General features: G+C 68.4%; 18 protein-coding genes. 5 read left to right on the top strand and 13 right to left on the bottom strand.

Features of this window, described 5'->3' with window-relative positions:
* Positions 1 to 196: 196 nt before the first annotated feature.
* The 3 genes from dcd to D3H34_RS24895 all read right to left on the bottom strand — a co-directional run bounded on the left by dcd (position 197) and on the right by D3H34_RS24895 (position 3,347).
* Complete coding sequence (gene dcd / locus D3H34_RS24905; protein WP_119556923.1) at positions 197 to 763, bottom strand: dCTP deaminase; 567 nt, start codon at positions 761 to 763, stop codon at positions 197 to 199.
* An 81-nt stretch (positions 764 to 844) separates the two neighbouring features.
* On the bottom strand, positions 845 to 2,131 hold the full coding sequence (gene guaD, locus D3H34_RS24900) for a guanine deaminase (protein ID WP_119556922.1): 1,287 nt from the start codon (positions 2,129 to 2,131) through the stop codon (positions 845 to 847).
* A gap of 100 nt (positions 2,132 to 2,231) precedes the next feature.
* Positions 2,232 to 3,347, bottom strand: coding sequence for a BMP family ABC transporter substrate-binding protein (locus tag D3H34_RS24895; RefSeq protein ID WP_119556921.1), 1,116 nt, complete (start codon positions 3,345 to 3,347; stop codon positions 2,232 to 2,234).
* A gap of 175 nt (positions 3,348 to 3,522) precedes the next feature.
* On the opposite strand from D3H34_RS24895, the gene D3H34_RS24890 reads away from it, so the two are divergent.
* Positions 3,523 to 4,764 carry an MFS transporter gene (locus tag D3H34_RS24890; protein WP_119556920.1) on the top strand — a complete coding sequence of 414 codons (1,242 nt, stop codon included), beginning with the start codon at positions 3,523 to 3,525 and terminating at the stop codon, positions 4,762 to 4,764.
* Here D3H34_RS24890 and D3H34_RS24885 read toward each other — a convergent pair.
* The 3 genes from D3H34_RS24885 to D3H34_RS24875 all read right to left on the bottom strand — a co-directional run bounded on the left by D3H34_RS24885 (position 4,754) and on the right by D3H34_RS24875 (position 9,306).
* Positions 4,754 to 7,297, bottom strand: a complete 2,544-nt coding sequence (locus D3H34_RS24885) for a penicillin acylase family protein (RefSeq protein ID WP_119556919.1) — start codon at positions 7,295 to 7,297, stop codon at positions 4,754 to 4,756. The two genes, D3H34_RS24890 and D3H34_RS24885, sit on opposite strands and share 11 nt — an antisense overlap.
* 137 nt (positions 7,298 to 7,434) lie before the next feature.
* The gene (locus D3H34_RS24880) at positions 7,435 to 8,244 is read right to left on the bottom strand and encodes a helix-turn-helix domain-containing protein (RefSeq protein WP_119556918.1); all 810 of its coding nucleotides are present in this window, start codon (positions 8,242 to 8,244) and stop codon (positions 7,435 to 7,437) included.
* A gap of 105 nt (positions 8,245 to 8,349) precedes the next feature.
* Entirely contained in the window at positions 8,350 to 9,306 is a 957-nt protein-coding gene (locus D3H34_RS24875) for a LysR substrate-binding domain-containing protein (protein WP_119556917.1), read from the bottom strand.
* A gap of 105 nt (positions 9,307 to 9,411) precedes the next feature.
* Between D3H34_RS24875 and D3H34_RS24870 the strand changes: the two genes are divergently transcribed.
* The gene (locus D3H34_RS24870; RefSeq protein WP_119556916.1) at positions 9,412 to 10,734 is read left to right on the top strand and encodes an MFS transporter; all 1,323 of its coding nucleotides are present in this window, start codon (positions 9,412 to 9,414) and stop codon (positions 10,732 to 10,734) included.
* On the opposite strand, the gene D3H34_RS24865 is transcribed toward D3H34_RS24870, so the two are convergent.
* Positions 10,695 to 11,762, bottom strand: a complete 1,068-nt coding sequence (locus D3H34_RS24865; protein ID WP_119556915.1) for an adenosine deaminase — start codon at positions 11,760 to 11,762, stop codon at positions 10,695 to 10,697. The genes D3H34_RS24870 and D3H34_RS24865 overlap by 40 nt on opposite strands.
* A 242-nt stretch (positions 11,763 to 12,004) precedes the next feature.
* On the opposite strand from D3H34_RS24865, the gene fabA reads away from it, so the two are divergent.
* The 3 genes from fabA (at position 12,005) to D3H34_RS24850 (ending at position 14,234) form a co-directional block, all read left to right on the top strand.
* Complete coding sequence (gene fabA, locus D3H34_RS24860; RefSeq protein ID WP_095744206.1) at positions 12,005 to 12,520, top strand: 3-hydroxyacyl-[acyl-carrier-protein] dehydratase FabA; 516 nt, start codon at positions 12,005 to 12,007, stop codon at positions 12,518 to 12,520.
* Between the two features lie 10 nt (positions 12,521 to 12,530).
* Complete coding sequence (gene fabB, locus D3H34_RS24855; RefSeq protein ID WP_119556914.1) at positions 12,531 to 13,751, top strand: beta-ketoacyl-ACP synthase I; 1,221 nt, start codon at positions 12,531 to 12,533, stop codon at positions 13,749 to 13,751.
* 90 nt (positions 13,752 to 13,841) lie between these two features.
* The gene (locus D3H34_RS24850; RefSeq protein ID WP_119556913.1) at positions 13,842 to 14,234 is read left to right on the top strand and encodes a nuclear transport factor 2 family protein; all 393 of its coding nucleotides are present in this window, start codon (positions 13,842 to 13,844) and stop codon (positions 14,232 to 14,234) included.
* 6 nt (positions 14,235 to 14,240) lie between these two features.
* On the opposite strand, the gene D3H34_RS24845 is transcribed toward D3H34_RS24850, so the two are convergent.
* The 6 genes from D3H34_RS24845 to D3H34_RS24820 form a co-directional block, all read right to left on the bottom strand.
* Complete coding sequence (locus D3H34_RS24845; RefSeq protein WP_147400483.1) at positions 14,241 to 14,627, bottom strand: hypothetical protein; 387 nt, start codon at positions 14,625 to 14,627, stop codon at positions 14,241 to 14,243.
* Positions 14,628 to 14,712: 85 nt separating this feature from the next.
* Entirely contained in the window at positions 14,713 to 15,882 is a 1,170-nt protein-coding gene (locus D3H34_RS24840) for a BMP family ABC transporter substrate-binding protein (protein WP_119556911.1), read from the bottom strand.
* A 52-nt stretch (positions 15,883 to 15,934) separates the two neighbouring features.
* On the bottom strand, positions 15,935 to 16,855 hold the full coding sequence (locus D3H34_RS24835; protein WP_119556910.1) for an ABC transporter permease: 921 nt from the start codon (positions 16,853 to 16,855) through the stop codon (positions 15,935 to 15,937).
* Between the two features lie 2 nt (positions 16,856 to 16,857).
* Positions 16,858 to 18,003: an ABC transporter permease gene (locus D3H34_RS24830; protein WP_119556909.1), complete on the bottom strand. Its 1,146-nt coding sequence runs from the start codon at positions 18,001 to 18,003 to the stop codon at positions 16,858 to 16,860.
* Entirely contained in the window at positions 17,990 to 19,534 is a 1,545-nt protein-coding gene (locus D3H34_RS24825) for an ABC transporter ATP-binding protein (RefSeq protein ID WP_119556908.1), read from the bottom strand. The genes D3H34_RS24830 and D3H34_RS24825 overlap by 14 nt, the downstream gene beginning before the upstream one ends.
* Before the next feature lie 100 nt (positions 19,535 to 19,634).
* On the bottom strand, positions 19,635 to 21,029 hold the full coding sequence (locus D3H34_RS24820; RefSeq protein ID WP_119556907.1) for an NCS2 family permease: 1,395 nt from the start codon (positions 21,027 to 21,029) through the stop codon (positions 19,635 to 19,637).
* Position 21,030 lies beyond the last annotated feature (1 nt).

Below are 21,030 nucleotides of genomic sequence, written 5' to 3'. Positions count from 1 at the left end.
CCCCCGATGAAGCCCCCGCCTCCACCGCCGCCGCCATCACGGCGGTCTTCGACGTTGTCGGACTGTTCGTTGCCTTCCCATCTCATCGCACTCTCCTTGCCGGCTCTGCTGAAGTTTTTGCCGGAATGTCGCAGGATGGTACTTGCCCCGGCCGCCGGCGACGTAACCGACGGTCAGGGCATGGGTATCAGGGGTCTCAGGTCTTGGGCAGGGTGACGCCGCGCTGGCCCTGGTACTTGCCGCCGCGGTCCTTGTAGCTGGTTTCGCAGACTTCGTCGCTCTCGAAGAAGAGCACCTGCGCACAGCCTTCGCCCGCGTAGATCTTGGCGGGCAGCGGCGTGGTGTTGCTGAATTCGAGCGTCACGTAGCCTTCCCATTCGGGCTCGAAGGGGGTCACGTTGACGATGATGCCGCAGCGCGCATAGGTGCTCTTGCCCAGGCAGACCGTGAGCACGTTGCGCGGGATGCGGAAGTACTCCACGGTGCGCGCCAGCGCGAAGCTGTTGGGCGGGATGATGCAGTGGTCGCCGTGCATGTCGACGAAGCTCTTCTCGTCGAAGTTCTTCGGATCGACCACCGTGCTGTGGATGTTGGTGAAGACCTTGAACTCAGGCGCGCACCGGATGTCGTAGCCGTAGCTGGAGGTGCCGTAGCTGATGATCTTGTGGCCGTCGGCCTCGCGCACCTGACCGGGCTCGAAGGGCTCGATCATTCCGTGCTGCTCGGCCATGCGCCGGATCCATTTGTCGCTCTTGATGCTCATATGCGCTCGCTGATGCTGCTGCGGGGGAATCGGGGCCGAATTGTGGCATGGGCGCCCTGTGCGCCTCCCCCCATGGGCAGATCAGCCCGCCTGCGAAATCACCGTGCGCTCGACCAGCCGGTCGTCGCCCAGCACGATCATCGCGAACAGCAGCTCTTCGAGGTTGTTGGCCAGCGAGGTCTTGCGCGCCAGCAGCGGCGTGGCGGAGGGGTTCAGCACCAGGAAGTCGGCCTCGCAGCCCGGCTGCAGGTTGCCGACCACGCCGTCGAGCCCCAGCGAGCGCGCTGCGCCGCCGGTGTGATGCCACCACAGCCGCGAGGGCGCGATGCTCAGGCCGGTCTTGGTCTGGCCTTCGCGGCCCACGTAGTACGCGGCCAGCATGGTATGGAAGGGGCTGAAGCTGGTGCCGCCGCCCACGTCGCTGGCCAGGCCATACGGTTGTTCGAGACGATCGGCCGCGCCGAAGTCGAAGAAGCCGCTGCCCAGGAACAGGTTGCTCGTGGGGCTCACGGCGGCGGCGGTCTTCGTCTCGTGCATGAGCGCACGGTCGGTGTCGTCCAGGTAGATGCAGTGGGCGTACACCGCACGCTCGCGCAGCAGGCCGAAGTCGGCGTACACGTCGAGGTAGGAGCGCGACTTCGGGTACAGCTCGCGCGCCCACTTCACCTCGTCGCGGTTCTCGGCCACATGCGACTGGATCCAGGTGTCGCCGTACTTCGCGGCCAGCTCGCCGGCACCGCGCATCTGCGCGTCGGTGCTGGTGGGTGCAAAGCGCGGCGTGATGGCGTAGCCGAGCCGGTCGACGTTGTGCCACTTGCGGATCAGCGCCTCGGTGTCGACGAGGCTCTGCTCGATCTGATCGCGCACGCCGTCGGGCGAATTGCGGTCCTGCAGCACCTTGCCGGTGATCATGCGCAGCTGGCGGCGCTGCGCGCTCTCGAAGAAGGCGTCGACCGAGGCGACGTGCGAGGTCGCGAAGGTCAGCGAGGTGGTCACGCCGTTGCGCAGCAGCTCGTCGAAGAACACGTCGGCCACCTCGCGCGAATGCGCAGGGTCGGCAAACTTGCTTTCGGCCGGGAAGGTGTAGTTCTCGAGCCAGGGCAGCAGGCCGGCGGCGGGCGCGCCGATGATGTCGGTCTGCGGGTAATGCACATGCATGTCCACGAAGCCCGGCGCCAGGATGCGGCCCGGCAGGTGGGTCGTGTGGGCGCCGGCATGGCGCGGGGCCACGTCGGCATGACTGCCGGCGTCGAGCACGCGCTGGCGGCCAGTGCTGTCGGGGGCGACGACCAGCAGGCCGTCTTCATCGAAAACGGGCAGGCCGGCGGCGTCGAATCGCAGGAGGGAGGCGCGGTAGGCTTTTTTCATCGTGGATCCGGAGGGTAATCCAGCCCCGGACGACGGGAATTGCCCTGCGCGTATGAGTGCTATACGCCCAGCGCTCTCTTCTTCCCACTGTTTACAAGGCTCAGCGCGTCACGCGGCCCTGCACGCCCTCGGCCAGCCAGCTCATCTTCAGGATCTGCTCGTCGGTCAGCTGCGCGCCCTTGGCGATCGCGACACGGCCCTCGTTGTCGCGCACATCGGCGGCCACCGCCCGGAACGGCTGCAGCCTGCCCGCCTCGATGTCCTGCTGGCGCGCCAGCACCTCCTGCTGCACGGCCTTGGGCACCTTGGTGCCGAAGTCCCCGACGCGGATCAGTCCTTCCTTCACGCCGCCCCAGAGGTTGCCGCTCTTCCAGGTGCCGTCGAGCACCGCGCGGGCGCGCTGCGTGTAGTAGCCGCCCCACTGGTGCGTGACGGCGACGATCTGCGCGTCGGGCGCGACCTTGCGCATGTCGGAGTGGTAGGCCACGGCCATCTTGCCGCGCTCCTGCGCGGCGGCCATCACGGCGGTGGAGCCGGTGTGGAAGGCGAGCACGTCGGCGTTCTGGTTGAACAGCGCCATCGCCGCGTCGCGCTCCTTCGGCGGATCGAACCACTCGTTGAGCCACACCACGACCACCTTGGCCTTGGGGTTCACCGAGCGCATGCCGAGCGTGAAGGCGTTGATGCCCTGCAGCACTTCCGGAATGGGAAAGCCCGCGACATAGCCCGCGATGTTCGTCTTCGTCATGCGCCCGGCCGCGATGCCTGCGAGGTAGCGGCCTTCGTAGTAGCGGGCATTGGCGGTGGCGACGTTGGGCGCGGTCTTGTAGCCGGTGATCGACTCGAACTTCACGCCGGGGAAGTCCTTCGCGACCTTCATCGTCGGCTCCATGTAGCCGAAGCTGGGCGTGAAGATCAGCTGGTTGCCCTGCTGCGCGAGGTCGCGGATCACGCGCTCGGCGTCGGCACCCTCGGGCACGTTCTCGACGAAGGTCGTGCTCACGCGGCTGCCCAGCGCCGCCTCGACGGCCTTTCGGCCTTCCTCATGCTGGCGCACCCAGCCGGCATCGGTGACGGGCGTGACGTAGACGAAGCCGATCTTCAGCGCGTCCTTGGCGGGAGGCGGCTTCGGCGGCGCGGTCTGTGAAAAGGCGGGGGATAAAAAACAGGCGGTCACCCACGCCAGAACGGCGCGGCCCGCGAGGTTTTTGTACATGGTGGTCCTCTACATGGCCCCGGTCGAACAAGAAACCCGCAGCCGGCCGGGACGCCCGGCTGCGGGGGGGGGGGAAGATTTTAGTGCGACGGCGATCCGTCGGGCATCGCGATGGGCCCCGCCGCGAATCGGCAGTGCGGCTTCAGCCCGCCGCGCCACACAATCGATTCGCCCCATGACGAACCCGATCCCCCACGCCAGCCACGCGCACTGGCAACGCAACCTTGCCGTCTGCATGTTCGGCTCCTTCACCACCATCGTGGCGATGACGCTGCTGCTGCCGTTCCTGCCGCTGTATGTCGAACAACTGGGCGTGAAGGACCATGCGGCCATCGTGCAGTGGTCGGGCGCGGCCTATGGGGCCACCTTCTTCAGCGCTGCGCTGGTGGCGCCGCTGTGGGGGCGCCTGGCCGATCGCTATGGCCGCAAGCCGATGCTGATCCGCGCGAGCCTGGGCATGGCGGTGGCGATGGCGCTGATCGGCATGGCCGGCAATGTGTGGCAGCTCGTGGGCCTGCGGCTGCTTGCGGGCCTGCTGGGCGGCTATGCCTCGGGCTCGATGGTGCTGGTCGCCACGCAGACGCCGAAGGACCGCACGGGTTGGGCGCTGGGCACCATGTCGTCGGCCATCATGGCCGGCAACCTCGTGGGCCCGCTGGTGGGCGGCGCACTGCCGCCGCTCATCGGCATCCGCGCGACCTTCTTCGCGGCGGGCGCGATGATCTTCGTGGCCTTTCTCGCCACCGCGTTCCTGATCCGCGAAGAGAAAAAAGCCCCTGCCGCCATCAAGCAGGACGGCACCCCCGACACCGGCTGGGCCGCCGTGCCCGACAAGCGCCCGCTGGTCGCAATGCTCTTCACCGGCATGCTGCTGATGCTGGCCAACATGTCGATCGAACCGATCATCACGGTCTACGTCGCCACGCTGGTCAAAGACCCGCAGCGCGTGACGATGATGGCCGGCCTCGTGATGTCGGCCGCCGCGCTCGGCAGCATCCTCTCGGCCTCGCGGCTGGGCAAGCTGGCCGACCGCGTGGGGCACTGGAACGTGATCGTCGGATGCCTGGCGGTGTCGGCGCTGCTGCTGGTGCCGCAGGCCTTCGTCACGGCGGGCTGGCAACTGGTGGTGCTGCGCTTTCTCATGGGGCTGTCGCTCGGCGGTCTGCTGCCCTGCATCGCAAGCGTGATCCGCCACAACGTGCCCGAGCGCGTGGCCGGCAACATGCTCGGCTATTCGACCTCGGCGCAGTACACGGGCCAGGTGGCGGGCCCGCTGCTCGGCGGCTTCGTGGGCGGGCACATCGGCATGCGCGCCGTGTTCCTCGGCACCTGCGTGCTCATGGCCGCAGGTGCCGGATGGAACTGGCTCGCGCAGCGCGCGGCCGCGTCGTCTACTGCTCGCGGATCTACTCGCTGACGACCGTGCTGCGGTAGGCCGCGTCGGCCTTGATCTCGGCTTCGGAGAACGGCACCTTGAGCCACTGCCCCGCGCTGTAGGCCCGGGTGTAGTCGGCGTGGTGCGGCGAGGCCGGATCGTCCGACTGCGAGAAGGCCAGGAAGGTGTGGGCCTCCACGCCGCCCGAGGGGAAGCGCACGATGTGCATGTAGCTGTTGCCGTTCGGGTTGAGGTCCATGGTGTAGCCGCCCTTGTCGAGCCGGTTCTCGGAGCAGGCGATGGTGAAGTAGCCCGGGCCGCCGCAGCCGCCGTACAGCGGGATCTTCTGGCCGCCGCGGGTGGCGAACAGGTAGTCGCCGCGCGCTGCGTTCTCGGCGAAGCCGCTGGCCTGCACGCGCGCCACGGCAGCGCCGAAAGCCTGTTGCAGCGCGGGGGCGGCGGTGGGCTTCAGGTCGCGCGGGGTGCGGATCGGGTCGGCCGGGTCAAAGGGCACGCCGTACAGGTCGGCCGCCGGAATGCGCGAGGCGCGGCTCCAGAACTCGTCCCACACGTGCGCGCCACGTGCACCCGCCCCGCCGGTGCCGTCCCAGGCCTGCAGCGCGCTGCAGGCGGCGGTGACGTCGATGTCGCGGCCGACGGCTTCGCTGGTCAGCGGATCGGTCGCGACGGTGATGGCGGATCTCGCGCACACCAGCGGCAGCGCCTGTGCCTTGAAGAGTTCGGGCGTCAGTGCGCGGCTGTCGAGCACCATGCGCTTCACGGTGTCGGGCGTGGCGCCCCGTGCGCCATGGCGATCGGTGCCGTCCAGGCGCCCCTGCGCGAGCAGATGGCCCAAGCGCGTGCGGAAGGTCACGGGGTCGGTGCCGGCCGGTCCCATGATCGCCGGGTAGCCGGTCAGCGGCGCCTTCGGGTTCGCCAGCCAGTAGCTGTCGTTCATGTTGGCCACGTAGTCGTCGCGCAGCAGGCTCGGCATGCGGGCGGCGCCGAGCGCGCCCTTCTGCGCCGAGTCGGCATCGGTCTGCCAGTCGCAGGCGCTGCGCGAGCCGTCGAGCACCGGCACGCGGGCGAGCGCCGCCACGGCCTGCAGCGCCGCGCCGACTGGGCTCTTGCTCGAACAGTTCGCCATCTGGTCCGCGGACACGTTGGGCACCGCGCCGATGTCGGCGTACCAGGCCTTGGCGCTGCCCCGGCCGACGGCCACGGTGTTGACCCACGGGATGGCCGCCTCCTCGCGCTGGATGGCGATGAGCTCGTCGAGCGAGCGCGACTGGCCCCAGCGCAGCCAGTTGCGGAAGGTGCGGTAGTTCTGGTCGTTGATGTCGCGCATCGCGTAGGCCGTGGTGGGGGTCCACGGCGGCAGCTTGTCGCTCAGGTGCTGCAGGTTGACGATCGGGCCGTACGCGGACTTGTAGAGCGTGCGCTTCACGGGCACCACGCTGCCGTCGCCCTGCTTCACCTGCACGGTGATCTCGTTCGCCTGCATCTTCACCGCGCGGCCGTCGCGCATGTAGCTGGTGGGGTCGCCCGAGGCCAGCTTCAGTTCGTAGAAGCCGAAGCGCTTGGCCGTCGAGACGGTGTGGCTCCACGCGATGTGGTCGTTGAAGCCGATCAGGATCACCGGCACGCCCAGGAACGAGGTGCCGCTGACGTCGAGCTGGCCCGGCAGCGTGAGCTGGGCCTGGTAGAAGCGGTCGGGCCCGCGCCAGTACCAGTGCGGGTTGCCGAACAGCAGCGGGCTCGCGTCGCCGGTGGCCGCGGTGCCGAAGCCGATCATGTTGCTGCCCACGCCCTCCTCGCCGCCGACCTGCAGAGGCACCGCGATGTCGCGGGCCGCGAGCTGCAGCGGCTTGCGCCGCGCGTCGTCGCGGGCCGAGACCTTCGCCGGTGCTGATGCTGATGCTGCCGGCGGGGTCGCATTCGCGATGTGCGCCAGGAAGTTGCTGTAGCCGCCCGCCAGGTTGGTCGCGTACATGCGGCGGAAGATGTCTTCAGCGGTCACCGGCTTCACCCAGGCCTCAGTGCGGCAGGCCGCGTGCGCGCTGCCGCCGGCCTTCACCTCGCGCACATAGCGGTTGTAGCCAGCGGCAAAGCCCGCCACCAGCTGCTTCATGTGCGCGGACTGCGCGTCGATCATCTGCTGCAGCACATCGGGCGAGATCACGTGGCGATGGAAGAAGTCGGAATCGATGTTCTTCGGCAGACCGATGGTGCTGCTGGCGACGAGCTTCGCGTCGGCGCCGAAATGCTGCGAACGCTCGCCCCGGTAGGTGAGGAACGAGTCGGCCATGGTGCAGAGGTTGTCCTGCGCCTGCGCGTAGCCATAGCCGTAGCCCAGGCCGGACCAGCTGTCGGCCTTGATGTGCGGCACGCCCATCGCGGTGCGGCGGATCTCCGCCTTGTAGGAGGTGTTGCCGGCCGGCGGCGTGCCGGGGAGCAGGAAGCCGCTGCTGCCGCTGCTTCCACCACCGCCGCAGGCGGTCAGTGCGGCCGCCGCGGCGAGCGTGGGCCAGAGCAGGCGCGGCAACGCACCGCGCGAGGAAATCCGAGGTCTCATGGTCTCTCCAGTGAATGGCGCGCTCTCTTGGCGGAGCACCGCACAGCTTAGGTGCGCGGGCACGGCGGGGCTTGAACGCAGCCGCTGTCCTGCCGTCCCATGGCCTCGCGTCTGGGCGTCTGGAGATGGGCGAAGGCTCAGTGCGCGAGCCCGCGCCCCCACGCGTGCGAGGCGTGCTCGTCGGCCGTCACGCGCACCTGGTTCGACAGGAACGACGGCGACAGGCCGAAGTAGCGCTGGAAGGTGCGGCTCATGTGCGCCGCGTCGGTGAAGCCGCTGGCGAGCGCCACGTCGGTCAGCGGGCGGCGCGCGGTGAACTGCTGCACCGTGCGGCGCACCTTGGTCCACAGCGCATAGCGCTTGATCGACACACCCACCTGCTGCGCGAACAGGTGCGTGAGCCGGTCGGGCGAGAGAAAGGCCAGCGCCGACAGCTCGCGCAGCGGAATCTGCCCCGCGTGCGTGCGGATGGCCTGCAGCACGCGGTCGATGCGCGGGTCGATGGCGGGCTGGATCTCGGGGCTCTCGGTGATCGACGTGACCAGCTTCGAGCTCAGCAGCTGCAGGCGCCGGTCGGACAACGCGCCGTGCTGTGCCGGCTCGAAGTCGTCGCGCACGCGGCCGAAGCAGCGTGCGTCGATCGGCTGGATGCCGTGACCGCCCATGTGCCGCGAGAGCATGCGGTAGGCGCTGGAGGCCGGATCGAGGTTCAGCGACAGCAGCCCGCAGCCGTCGACATCGAGGCGGCGCGACACATGCGGGCCCACCAGCGCGGCGGTGCAGCGCACGCGCGTGCCGTCGAGCGCCTCCAGCGTGAAGGGATGGCCGCTGACCGACGCCAGCAGCGTGGCCGACGAACGCGCCGTGAGCCCCGACTGGATCGCCGGTGTGATGTAGAGGAACCTGTCGTCCCACAGATGCAGGGAGTTGTGCCGCGTGGTGGTCATGCCGTCTCGCTTGGGTCTTGTCGCTTGCGCTTGTCTCTTGCGGCGGATTCTCACGCATCGCGGCGGCAGCCCCGGCAAGGGCCTGCGCCCTGCGGGGTCAGGCGGTCAGCGGACCTGCACAGCCTCGAACTGCGCATGCTGGCGCACCGCCTCCAGCAGCAGCGTGGCCAGCCGGCTCGCCGGTGCCTCGGCGCGGGCCTGCGCGCGGTACAGCACGAGCGAGATCTGCGGCAGCGCCGGCAGCGAGAGCACCGCGCGATCGAGCACACGCACGTGCGAGGGCAATCCGAACGGCGTGCGCACCGTCAGGCCCAGCCCGGCCGAGGTCGCGGCCCACAGCGCCGCCAGGCTGGCGCTGCCGAAGGCGCGGCGCCACGGCAGGCCGGCGCGGTCGAGCGCGGTGATGACGATCTCTCGCAGCGGACACGGGGCGTCGAGCATGATGAGCGGCAGCGGTTCCGTGCTCCTGGCCGGGCGTGCGCCGGTGCCGCGGTGCTCGCGCTCGGTCCACCAGGGCGCATCGACGCGCTCGGGCGCCGTCGGCCCGATCCACAGCAGCGGCATCCGCGCCACGCGCTCGGCATGGGGCGACAGCGGCTGGTCGCCCGCGTCCCATGCCAGCGCCAGGTCGAGCTGGCCCAGCTCCAGCCGCTCACGCAGCTCGCCGCTGCGCGCCACGCAGGCCTCGATGCGCACCTTGGGATGCGCGCGCGCAAAACGGCCGAGCACGGCTGGCAGCAGCGTCTCGCCGAAGTCCTCCTGCAGGCCCAACCGCACCCAGCCCTGCAGGTCGGCGCCGCGCAGGGCTGCGCTGGCTTCGTCGTTGAGCTCCAGCATGCGGTGCGCGTAGGCCAAGAGCGTTTCGCCGGCATCGGTGAGCGCCAGGCCGCGGCCCTCCTTGCGGAACAGCACGGTGCCGGCCTGCGACTCCAGCTTCTTGAGTTGCGCGCTCACGGCCGAGGTCGAGCGGCCCAGCTTGTCGGCCGCGCGCGCATAGCTGCCGAGCGCCATGCCGGTGGAAAAGGTGCGCAGCACGTCGAGATCGAACATCACCTGGGTCATTGCGGGTCCTCGCGTCGGTTCTTTCATCGTCCTGAATTTCAGGACGATAGGCGCATTATTTTCTGATTTTCAAAACCTTTCCAGCGGCGGACACTGCACCGCAACATGACACATTCGCCCACTTCCCCCTCCGTGTTGTCACCCCGCCACCGCTGGAAAGTCCTCGCCGCCGGCGTGGCTGCCAACGCGGCCTTCTCGGTCGCCTTCAGCGGCATTCCCATGACCGCCGTGCTCATGCGCACCGGCTACCAGCTCGACAACGCCTCGCTCGGCCTGGTGCTCGGCCTCATGGGCCTGGGCATCGCCGTGAGCGAGCTGCCCTGGGGCCTGCTGACCGACCGCTGGGGCGACCGCCCCGTGCTGCTGGCCGGGCTGGGCAGCACAGCGATCGCGCTGGTCGCAATGGCGCTGTGGGCGGCGCCGGGCCCCGGCCATGTGCCCGGCCTCGGCGTGCTCGGTGCGGGGCTGCTGCTGGTCGGCTTGCTCGGCGGCAGCGTGAACGGCGCCAGCGGGCGCGCGGTGATGACCTGGTTCGACGCCAGCGAGCGCGGCCTCGCCATGAGCATCCGGCAGACGGCCGTGCCGATGGGCGGCGGCATCGGCGCGCTGGTGCTGCCCTTCGTGGCGCTGCACTACGGCTTTGCAGCGCTGTACGGCCTGCTCGCGCTGCTGTGCACGCTGAGCGCGGCCATGAGCTGGGCCTGGGTGCACGAGCCGCCCATCGCGGCGCATCCCAAGTCCACGGAAGCGGCCACACCGAAGCACAGCCCGCTGCGCGACGTGCGCGTGTGGCGCATCGTGGCCGGCATCGGCATCCTGTGCGCGCCGCAGTTCGCGGTGCTCTCCTTCGGCACTGTGTTCCTGCACGACTTCGGCCAGGTGGGACTGGGCACGATCACCGCCGCGATGGTCTTCGTGCAGGTCGGCGCGATGGTGATGCGCGTGTGGAGCGGCCGCTGGACCGACCGCCGCCGCAACCGCCCGGCCTACCTGCGGGCCTGCAGCGCGCTCAGCGTGGTGCTGTTCGCGGGCCTGGCCGCGCTGGTGATGGCGGCGGGCACCGAGGCGCCCTCCCTGCCGCTGCGCGGGGCGCTGATCGCACTGCTGGCCGTGAGCGGCGTGTGCGTGTCGGCCTGGCACGGCGTGGCCTACACCGAGCTGGCCACGCTGGCCGGCGCGGCGCGCGCCGGCACCGCCCTGGGCATGGCGAACACCAGCGTGTTCCTGGTGTGCTTCCTCACGCCCTTCTCGATCCCGCATCTGCTGACACTGCAAGGCTGGCCGGTCGTGTGGCTGGCGGCCAGTGCCTGCGCGCTGGTCGCGATGCCGTTGCTCCTGCCGCGCAAGAGCGCCGGACCGCAGCCCGGCGCCTGCACGGCCGACCTCGCTCAGAAGGTCGCGAAGACGGCGTTGAGCCGGTCGACGTAGGCGCGCTTGGCCGCCGCGTCGATGAAGCTGCCCTCGAAGCTGTTGGCCGCAAGCTGCCACGCCTGCTGCACGCCGAGGCCGGTCGCCGCGAAGGTCTGCGTGAAGTTCTGGTTCATGTAGCCGCCGAAGTAGGCCGGGTCGTCCGAGTTGACGGTGGCGACCAGCCCCGCGTCGAGCAGCGCGCCGAGGTTGTGCTGCGCCAGGTCGGGGAACACGCACAGCTTGAGATTCGACAGCGGGCAAACGGTGAGCGGAATGCGGTCTTGCGCGAGCCGCTTCATCAGTGCCGGGTCCTTCGCGCTTTGCACACCGTGGTCGACGCGCTCGACCTTCAGCACGTCGAGCGCGCTCCACACATAGGCCGGCGGGCCCTCTTCGCCCGCGTGCGCGACGAGGTGAAAGCCCAGCTCGCGGCAGCGCGCGAACACGCGCGCGAACTTCTCGGGCGGATGGCCGACCTCGCTCGAATCGAGCCCCACGCCGATGAATTTGTCGCGGTACGGCAGGGCCTGTTCCAGCGTCTCGAAGGCCTCTTCCTCGCTCAGGTGGCGCAGGAAGCACAGGATGAGCGAGGCGCTCACGCCCAGCTTCGGCAATGCGTCAACGCAGGCGCGGTGCAGGCCGGTGACCACCGTCTCCATCGACACGCCGCGCGCCGTGTGGGTCTGCGGGTCGAAGAACATCTCGGTGTGCACCACGTGGTCGGCGGCGGCGCGCTCCAGGTAGGCCCAGGCCATGTCGTAGAAGTCCTGCTCCTTCAGCAGCACGCTGGCGCCGGCGTAGTAGATGTCCAGAAAGCTCTGCAGGTTGGTGAAGGCGTAAGCCTTGCGCAGGTCTTCCACGCTGGCATACGGGATCGAAACGCCGTTTCGCTGCGCCAGCGCGAAGATCAGCTCGGGCTCGAGCGAGCCTTCGATGTGCATGTGCAGCTCGGCCTTGGGCATGGCGCGCAGCAGTTCGGGCAGGCGCCCGGCGGGAATGCGCTGCGCGAAGGTCGGGTCGAAGTGGGGGCGGCTGGAATCGGTCATGGGGTGGAGCGCCCGGGAGGCGACGTTGTGATCGCGCACAGCATAAGGGCAGACACCATCGGCGCCATCTCCGAAAACGTATACGCTGCCAGCCCCTTTTCCCCAAACTGATGTGGGTCAAATTCTGGCCTCGGCGGATGCGCTAGGCTTGGACCCCGGCAGGCCCGGCATCGGGCGTGTGTTCCCTCCCATCCCGCGCGCAGCGTGCATTCGTGCCCTGGCGCCGTCCTTGATCGATTCGCATGACCCTACAAAACGCCTTCACCCGCGAAGACCTGCTGCGCTGCAGCCGCGGAGAACTGTTCGGCCCCGGCAACGCACAGCTGCCCGCCCCGAACATGCTGATGGTGGACCGCATCACCCACATCAGCGCCGAGGGCGGTACCTACGGCAAGGGCGAACTGACCGCAGAGCTGGACATCACGCCCGACCTCTGGTTCTTCGCCTGCCACTTCGAGGGCGACCCGGTGATGCCGGGCTGCCTGGGCCTGGATGCCATGTGGCAGCTGGTCGGTTTCTTCCTCGGCTGGCAGGGCCTGCCGGGCCGCGGCCGCGCCCTGGGCTCGGGCGAGGTGAAGTTCACCGGCCAGGTGCTGCCGACCGCCAAGCTCGTCACCTACAACATCCAGATCAAGCGCGTGCTCAAGGGCAAGCTGAACCTGGCCATCGCCGACGGCTCCGTCAGCGTCGACGGCCGCCAGATCTACACCGCCGAGGGCCTGCGGGTCGGCGTGTTCACTTCCACCGACAACTTCTGAGGATTCCTGCATGCGTCGCGTCGTCATCACGGGTCTGGGCATCGTTTCGTGCCTGGGCAATGACAAGGAGACCGTCTCCGCCAACCTCAAGGCCAGCCGCCCCGGCATCCGCTTCAAGCCCGACTACGCCGAGATGGGCCTGCGCAGCCAGGTGGCCGGCGCCATCGACCTGCCCCTCGAAGACCTCATCGACCGCAAGCTCTATCGCTTCGTCGGCCATGCGGCGGCCTACGCCTACCTGGCCATGAAGGACGCCATCGCCGACGCCGGCCTCACCGAGGAGCAGGTGTCCAACCCGCGCACCGGCCTGATCGCCGGCTCCGGCGGCGCCTCGACCCTGAACCAGATGGAAGCGCTCGACCTGCTGCGCGAAAAGGGCGTCAAGCGCGTCGGCCCCTACCGCGTGACGCGGACCATGAGCAGCACCGTGTCCGCCTGTCTGGCGACGCCTTTCAAGATCAAGGGTCTGAACTACTCCATCGCCTCGGCCTGCGCCACCAGCGCGCACTGCATCGGCAATGCCATGGAGCAGATCCAGATGGGCAAGCAGGACATCGTGTTCGCCGGCGGCGGCGAGGAAGAACACTGGACCCAGTCGTTCCTGTTCGACGCCATGGGCGCGCTGTCCACCAAGTACAACGACACCCCCGACAAGGCCTCCCGCGCCTACGACGCCCAGCGTGACGGCTTCGTCATCGCCGGCGGCGGCGGCATGGTCGTGGTCGAGTCACTCGACCATGCGCTGGCGCGCGGCGCAAGAATCTACGCGGAAATCGTCGGCTACGGCGCCACCTCCGACGGCTACGACATGGTCGCGCCCAGCGGCGAAGGCGCTGTGCGCTGCATGCAGATGGCCCTGTCGACCACCGACACCCCCATCGACTACCTGAACACCCACGGCACCTCGACACCCGTGGGCGACGTCATGGAAATGAAGGGCGTGCGCGAAGTCTTCGGCGACAAGGCGCCGGCCATCAGCTCCACCAAGAGCCTGTCGGGCCACTCGCTGGGCGCCGCCGGCGTGCACGAGGCGATCTACTGCCTGCTGATGATGGAAGGCAACTTCATGGCCGGCTCGGCCAACATCGACACGCTCGACCCTGACGTGGCCGACATGCCCATCCTGACCGCCACGCGCGAGAACGCCACCGTCGACACCGTGATGAGCAACAGCTTCGGCTTCGGCGGCACCAACGCCACACTGGTGCTCAAGCGCTGGAAGGGCGCGTAAGGCTTCCCGTCAGGCCCCGTCGCGCCCGCGACGACGGGCCCGTCGTCGCTTGGCTAGACTGGGTTTCCCATCCATCCTGCGAGGAGACCCATGGCGATCGACACCCTTTCCACCTGGCACCGGCTCGTCAAGACACGCGACGTGGCGGGCCTGGACACCCTGCTGGCCGACGACGCCGTCTTCCTCTCTCCCGTGGTGCATCGCCCGCAGGTCGGCAAGGCGATCACGAAGCAGTACCTGGCCGCAGCGTTCCAGGTCTTCTTCAACGAGAGCTTCCGCTACGTGCGCGAACTCCAGGGGCCGAACGATGCCGTGCTCGAGTTCGAACTTGAACTCGATGGCATCGCGATCAACGGCGTCGACATGATGAAGTGGAACGCCGACGGAAAGATCACCGAGTTCAAGGTGATGCTGCGTCCGCTGAAGGCGGTGAACCTCATCCACCAGAAGATGGGGGCGCAGCTGCAGGCAGCTGCGCAGTAAGCACACTCAGGGGCAGGCCAGCTCCGTCTTCGCCACAGCGCAGAGCCGTGCCTTCTCGGCCGCGGGCAACGTGAGCCCAGGCATCAGCCCGTCCAGCCTCAGCACCGCCGGGTAGAGCCGCACATCCTGCGGGTTCTTGCGGTAGGCCTGCAACACCAGTTGCTGGCTTTCCTTGCCGCAGTGCTTGCGCTGCTGGCGCGCCACTTCCTTGTCGCGCGCCGAACCGTCGCCGTTGAATTCGCCGGCGAAGTGAAAGCACATTTCCGCGTCGTCCACGGCCTTGCGCAGACGCTGCTCTTCTTTCGAGAACGTCGGTGGTGCGGCGAACGACAACGGCGCGATCGACAGCGCCAGCAGTGCCGCACCCGCAGCCATGCCCCTTTGCAGCTTCATGAGGTGAACCCCTTGTCCGAATGAAAAAAGGGTCGTCCGCAGACGACCCTTTGGATGCCGATCGCCGAGGCGATGAATCGATCGATTACTTCTTGTCGCCGCCCGGCACCTTGCCTTCCACGCCCTTGATGTAGAAGTTCACGCCCGACAAGAACTTGTCGTCGGCGACCGCGTCCTTGGCGATCAGCTCCTTGCCGTCCTGGCCGACGATCGGGCCCTTCCAGATCGAGAAGGTGCCGTCCTTCAGGCCCTTCTTCACTTCCTCGACCTTGGCCTTGGCTTCGGCGGGCACGTCTTCGGCGATCGAGACGATGTCGATCGCGCCTTCCTTCACGCCCCACCAGGTCTGGCCGGTGCTCCACTTGCCGTCCAGCGCGTCCTGCGTGGTCTTGATGTAGTACGGCGCCCAGTTGATGATGGCCGAGCCCAGGTGGGCCTTCGGGCCGTAGGCGGTCATGTCGGAATCCCAGCCGAAGGCGCGCTTGCCCTTTTCCTGTGCGGTCTTGAGCACGGCCGGCGAGTCGGTGTTCTGGAACAGCACGTCGGCGCCGCCGTTGATCAGCGCGGTGGCGGCTTCGGTTTCCTTGGGCGGGCTGAACCACTCGTTCACCCACACGACCTTGGTTGTGATCTTCGGGTTGACCGACTGCGCGCCCAGCGTGAAGCTGTTGATGTTGCGCAGCACTTCAGGAATCGGCACCGAGCCGACCACGCCCAGCGTGTTGCTCTTGGTCATCGAGCCGGCGATCACGCCGGCCATGTACGCGCCTTCGTAGGTGCGGCTGTCGTAGGTGCGCATGTTCTCGGCGGTCTTGTAGCCGGTGGCATGCTCGAACTTCACGTCCTTGCTGTCGTTGGCAACCTTGAGCATGGGCTCCATGTAGCCGAAGGTGGTGCCGAAGATCAGCTTGTTGCCCTGGCCCACGAAGTCGCGGAACACGCGCTCGGCGTCGGCCGACTCGGGCACGCTTTCGACGAAGGTGGTCTTGATCTTGTCGCCGAATTCCTTCTCCAGCGCCTTGCGGGCGTTGTCGTGCGCGAAGGACCAACCGCCGTCGCCCACGGGACCGACATAGGCGAATGCGATGTTCAGCGGTGCGGCCGGCGCGGGGGCCGGAGCGGCTGCAGGCGCCGGTGCCGGCGGTGCAGCGGGAGCGGCCGCCTCTTCCTTCTTGCCGCAGCCGATGAGGGCCGCCGAAGCCACCGCGGTGAAGGCCGCGAGCTTGAGCAGGGAACGCTTGTTCAGATCATTCATTGTCGAAATCCTCAGAAGAAAAGGACGGGTTGGCAAAAAAACGAGAACGCGATTATGAGCCGGGGTAGAACGGTTTCCCCATCGAGGCCGGCATGTTGATGCGGATGAACGCCGGGTTGCGCGAGATCAGCGCCAGCACCACGATCGGCGCGATGTACTGGGCCATGCTGAGGAACTGCGAGGGCACGTCGACGCCGCTGCTCTGCAGGTGGAAACCGAGCATCGAGACGCCGCCGAACAGGTAGGCCCCGAGCAGCACGCGGATCGGACGCCAGGTGGCGAAGGTGGTCAGCGCCAGCGCGATCCAGCCGCGGCCGGCGACCATGCCCTCGACCCACAGCGGCGTGTAGACGGTCGAGAGGTACGCGCCCGCCAGGCCGCACAGCGCGCCGCCCGCGATCACCGCCATGAAGCGGATGCGCCGCACCGGGTAGCCCAGCGCATGCGCCGACTCGGGCGACTCGCCCACCGAACGCAGCACGAGACCCGCGCGCGTGCGGTACAGGAACCAGATGAGCCCGATGGTGAGCAGCACCGCCACGTACACCATCGGGTGATGACGGAACAGCGCGGGGCCGGCCAGCGGGATGTCGGCCAGCACGGGAATGGCGAAGGGCGTGCTCTCGGGCAGCTTGGCCTGCACGAAGCTGATGCCCGCGAAGGCCGAGAAGCCGACGCCGAACAGGCTCAGCGCGAGCCCCGTGGCGTACTGGTTGGTGTTGAGCCAGATCACCAGCACGCCGAAGAAGGCGGCGAGCAAGGCGCCGGCCGCCATGCCGGCCAGGAAGCCGAGCCACGGGTTGTGCGTGATGACCACCGTCGCGAAGCCCGCGATGGCGGCGCACAGCATCATGCCCTCGGCGCCGAGATTGACGACACCGGCCTTCTCGTTGATCAGCAGGCCCAGCGCCGCGATCGCGAGCACGGTGCCCGCGCTCAAGGTGGAGCCCAGCAGGAGTGCGTAGCTTTCCATGGTCAGAGGCTCCCTTCTTTGGGGCGCGCCACGGGCGCGGTGAGCGGCGTGCTGACCTGCAGCGAGCTGGTCGTCAGCGCGGCCGCCTTCGTGGCGGCCTTGCGGCGGATGCGGTAGGCGATGAGCGTGTCGCAGGCCAGCAGCGTGAACAGCAGCAGGCCCTGGAACACGCCGGTCAGCGACTTGGGCAGGCCCAGGCGCGACTGCGCGAGCTCGCCGCCGATGTAGAACATGCTCATCAGGATGGCCGAGAAGATCATGCCCACCGGATGCAGCCGCCCGACGAAGGCCACGATGATGGCCGCGAAGCCGTAGCCCGCGGGCACGTACGGCGTGAGCTGGCCGATGGGGCCGGCCACTTCGAGCGCGCCCGCCAGGCCGGCCGCGCCGCCCGAGGTGAGCAGCGCGATCCATACCGCGCGGCGTGCCGAGAAGCCGGCGTAACGCGCCGCCGCAGGCGCCAGCCCGCCCACCTGCTGCGCGAAGCCCGCGCGCGTGCGGAACAGGAACACCCACAACGCGCCCGCGCCGACCAGCGCGATGATCAGGCCGATCGACACGCGCGAGCCCTTCATGAGCCGCGGGATCTGCGTCACCGCCTCGAAGGTCTTGGTCTGCGGGAAGTTGTAGCCCTGCGGATCTTTCCAGGGACCGAAGACCAGGTAGCTCAACATCAGCGTGGCCACGTAGACCAGCATCAGGCTCACCAGGATTTCGTTGGCGTTGAACTTGTCGCGCAGGAACGCGACGATGCCGGCCCACACCATGCCGCCCGCGATGCCCGCCAGCAGGATGGCCGCGACGATCCAGCCGCCGGTGGTCTTGTCGGCCATGAGCGCCACGCCGCCCGCCGCGATGGCGCCGCAGACGAACTGCCCTTCGGCGCCGATGTTCCAGACGTTGGAGCGAAAGCACACGGCCAACCCGAGCGCAATGATGAGCAGCGGCGTGGCCTTCACCATCAGCTCGCCGATGGCGTAGCCGCTCTTGATCGGTTCGTAGAAGAACACCTGCAGGCCCTTGATCGGGTCCTTGCCGAGCGCGGCGAACAGCGCCACGCCGATGAGCACGGTGATCAGCAGCGCGAGCAGCGGCGATGCATAGCTCCAGAAGCGCGACAGCTCCGGGCGGGGTTCAAGCTTGAGCATGGGCGCCCTCCTTCTGCTGCTGTTGCGGCTCCTTGCCGTGCCACAGGCCGCTCATCCATTCGCCGATCTGCGGCAGCGTGGCCGCCGCGCGGTCGATGGAAGGCGACATCCGGCCCTTGGCGATCACATGCAGCCGGTCGCTGATGTTGAAGAGTTCGTCGAGTTCCTCGCTGATGACGAGCACGGCGCAGCCGGCGTCGCGCAGCGCGAGGATCTCGGCATGGATGAGCGCAGCCGCGCCCACGTCCACGCCCCAGGTCGGCTGCGAGACGATGAAGAGCTTCGGGTTCGCGTCGATCTCGCGACCGACGATGAATTTCTGCAGGTTGCCGCCCGACAGCGAGCGGGCTGCCGCGCCCGGACCACCGGCCTTCACCTTGAAGCGCTCGATGATGGCGCACGCCTGCTTCTCGAGCGCCGAGGTGCGGATCCATCCGCCCTTGCCGACCGCGTCGCCGCGCGTGAGCAGCAGGTTGTGCGCCAGGCCCAGCGTGGGCACCGCGCCGCGGCCCAGCCGCTCCTCGGGCACGAAGTGCAGGCCCAGCGCGCGCCGCGCACGCGGGCGCAGCCGGCCGGCGGGCTTGTCGAACACCTGGACCATCGCGGCCTCGGCGCGCACGTCCTCGCCCGAGAGCGCGTAAAGCAGTTCCTTCTGGCCGTTGCCCGAGACACCGGCGATGCCGACGACCTCGCCCGCGCGCACTTCGAACGAGATGCCGTCGAGGTCGACGCCGAACTGGTCCTCGCGCGCCAGCTTCAGGCCCTGCACGCGCAGCGCCACCGCGCCGGCATGCAGCGGACGGTGTTGCAGCGGCGGCGGCTCGCTGCCGATCATCAGGCGCGAGAGCGACTCGGTGCTCTCGTTGCGCGGGTTGCACACGCCCGTGACCTTGCCGCCGCGCAGCACCGTGCACGCCGTGCACAGTTCCTGGATCTCGTGCAGCTTGTGGCTGATGTAGAGGATGCTGCAGCCTTCCGAGGCCAGCTTGTTCAGCACGCCGAACAGGCGGATGACGGCCTGCGGCGTGAGCACGGAGGTCGGCTCGTCGAGGATCAGCAGCTTGGGGTTGGTGAGCAGCGCGCGGATGATCTCCACCCGCTGCATCTCGCCCACCGACAGCGTGTGCACGGGGCGCGCGGGGTCGATGTCCAGGCCGTACTCACCGGCCTTGGCCGTGATGCTGCGGGCCACCTCGGCCAGCGCGAGCGACTTGTCCAGGCCCAGCCAGACGTTCTCGGCCACGGTGAGCGTGTCGAACAGGCTGAAGTGCTGGAACACCATGCTGATGCCCAGCGCCCGCGCCTGCTGCGGATTGCGCAGGTTGACCGTCTGGCCGTCGAAGGTGACGGTGCCTTCGTCGGGCTTGACCGAGCCGTAGATGATCTTCATCAGGGTCGATTTGCCCGCGCCGTTCTCTCCGAGCACGGCATGGATTTCACCGGGCGCCACGGCCAGGGAGATGTCGCTGTTGGCCACCACCGCGGGGTACCGCTTGGTGATGTGCGCCAGCTGGAGTCTGGGGGTTGTCATGCCGGGTTTCGTGGGTTTGTCTCGTTCAACTGCAACAAAGCGGGGACAGCTATAAGTTTAATAGCGTCCCCGCAACCATCGGCGCCCAGCGGCGCGTCGTTCAGTGTCCGCCGATGTAGGCGAACTTGAACAGGAAGATCGCCGCGATCACCCAGACCATCGCATGCACTTCCCGTGCCCGGCCGGTGCACAGCTTGAGCACGGCGTAGGTGATGAAGCCGAAGGCCAGGCCATTGGCGATCGAGTAGGTGAAGGGCATGGCCAGCGCCGTGACGGCGGCGGGAATGACTTCGGTGGTGTCTTCCCAGTCGAGTTCGACCAGGTCGCGCAGCATCAGGCAGCCCACGAAGAGCAGCGCCGGGGCGGTGGCGTAGGCCGGCACCGAGCCCGCCAGCGGCGAGATCATCAGGCAGGCCAGGAACAGCACCGCCACCACCACGGCCGTGAGACCGGTGCGGCCACCGGCTTGCACGCCGGCCGCGCTTTCCACGTAGGCCGTGGTGCTCGAGGTGCCCAGCAGCGAGCCCGCGAAGATCGCGCCGCTGTCGGCCAGCAGGGCCTTGTTCATGCGTTCCATCTTGCCGGGCACCAGCAGGCCGGCGCGCTTGGCCACGCCCATCAGCGTGCCGGTGGCGTCGAACATCTCGACCAGGAAGAACACCAGCACCACGTTCAGGATGCCGCCCTTGAGCGCGCTCAGGATGTCCAGCTGCATGAAGGTCGGCGCGATGGACGGCGGCGCGTCGAACACGCCATGGAACTTGTTGCCGCCGAAGAAGAACGACAGCACCGTCACGGTGATGATGCCGATCAGGATGGCGCCGCGCACCTTGAGCTTGTCCAGCGCCACGATGATGAGGAAGCCGATGGTCGCCAGGATCACCGGCGCCGAGTGCAGGTCGCCCAGCGTGACGAAGGTGGCCGGCGAGGCCGCGACCACGCCCGCGCTCTTGAGCGCGATCAGTGCCAGGAACATGCCGATGCCCACGGTGATCGCCGTTCGCAACGACTGCGGTATGCCCGCGATGAACAGCTCCCGCAACCCGGTGACCGTCACGATCAGGAACAGGCAGCCCGAGATGAACACCGCGCCCAGTGCGGTCTGCCACGTGTAGCCCATGCCGAGCACGACCACATAGGCGAAGTAGGCGTTCAGGCCCATGCCCGGCGCCATGGCGATCGGGTAGTTGGCGTACAGGCCCATGATCAGCGTGCCGATGGCCGCGATCAGGCAGGTGGCGACGAAGACGGCGCCCTTGGGCATGCCGGCGTCGCCGAGGATCGAGGGGTTCACGAAGATGATGTAGGCCATCGTCAGGAAGGTCGTCAGGCCTGCGATGACTTCGGTGCGCACGGTGGTGTTGTGCTCGCTCAGCTTGAAAAAGCGTTCCAGCAAGCCCCCATTGAGCGGCGCGGCGGCGCGCAAGGGCGCGGCCTCGGTGGCCCCGCTCGCGCGGGAGTTGGCGGCCTTCGGCGCCTCTTCAAACCTGTTCATT

The sequence above is a fragment of the Acidovorax cavernicola genome, from assembly GCF_003581445.1.
The sequence above is the reverse complement of the archived record's forward strand: the minus strand, read 5'-3'. Positions and strand labels throughout refer to the sequence as shown.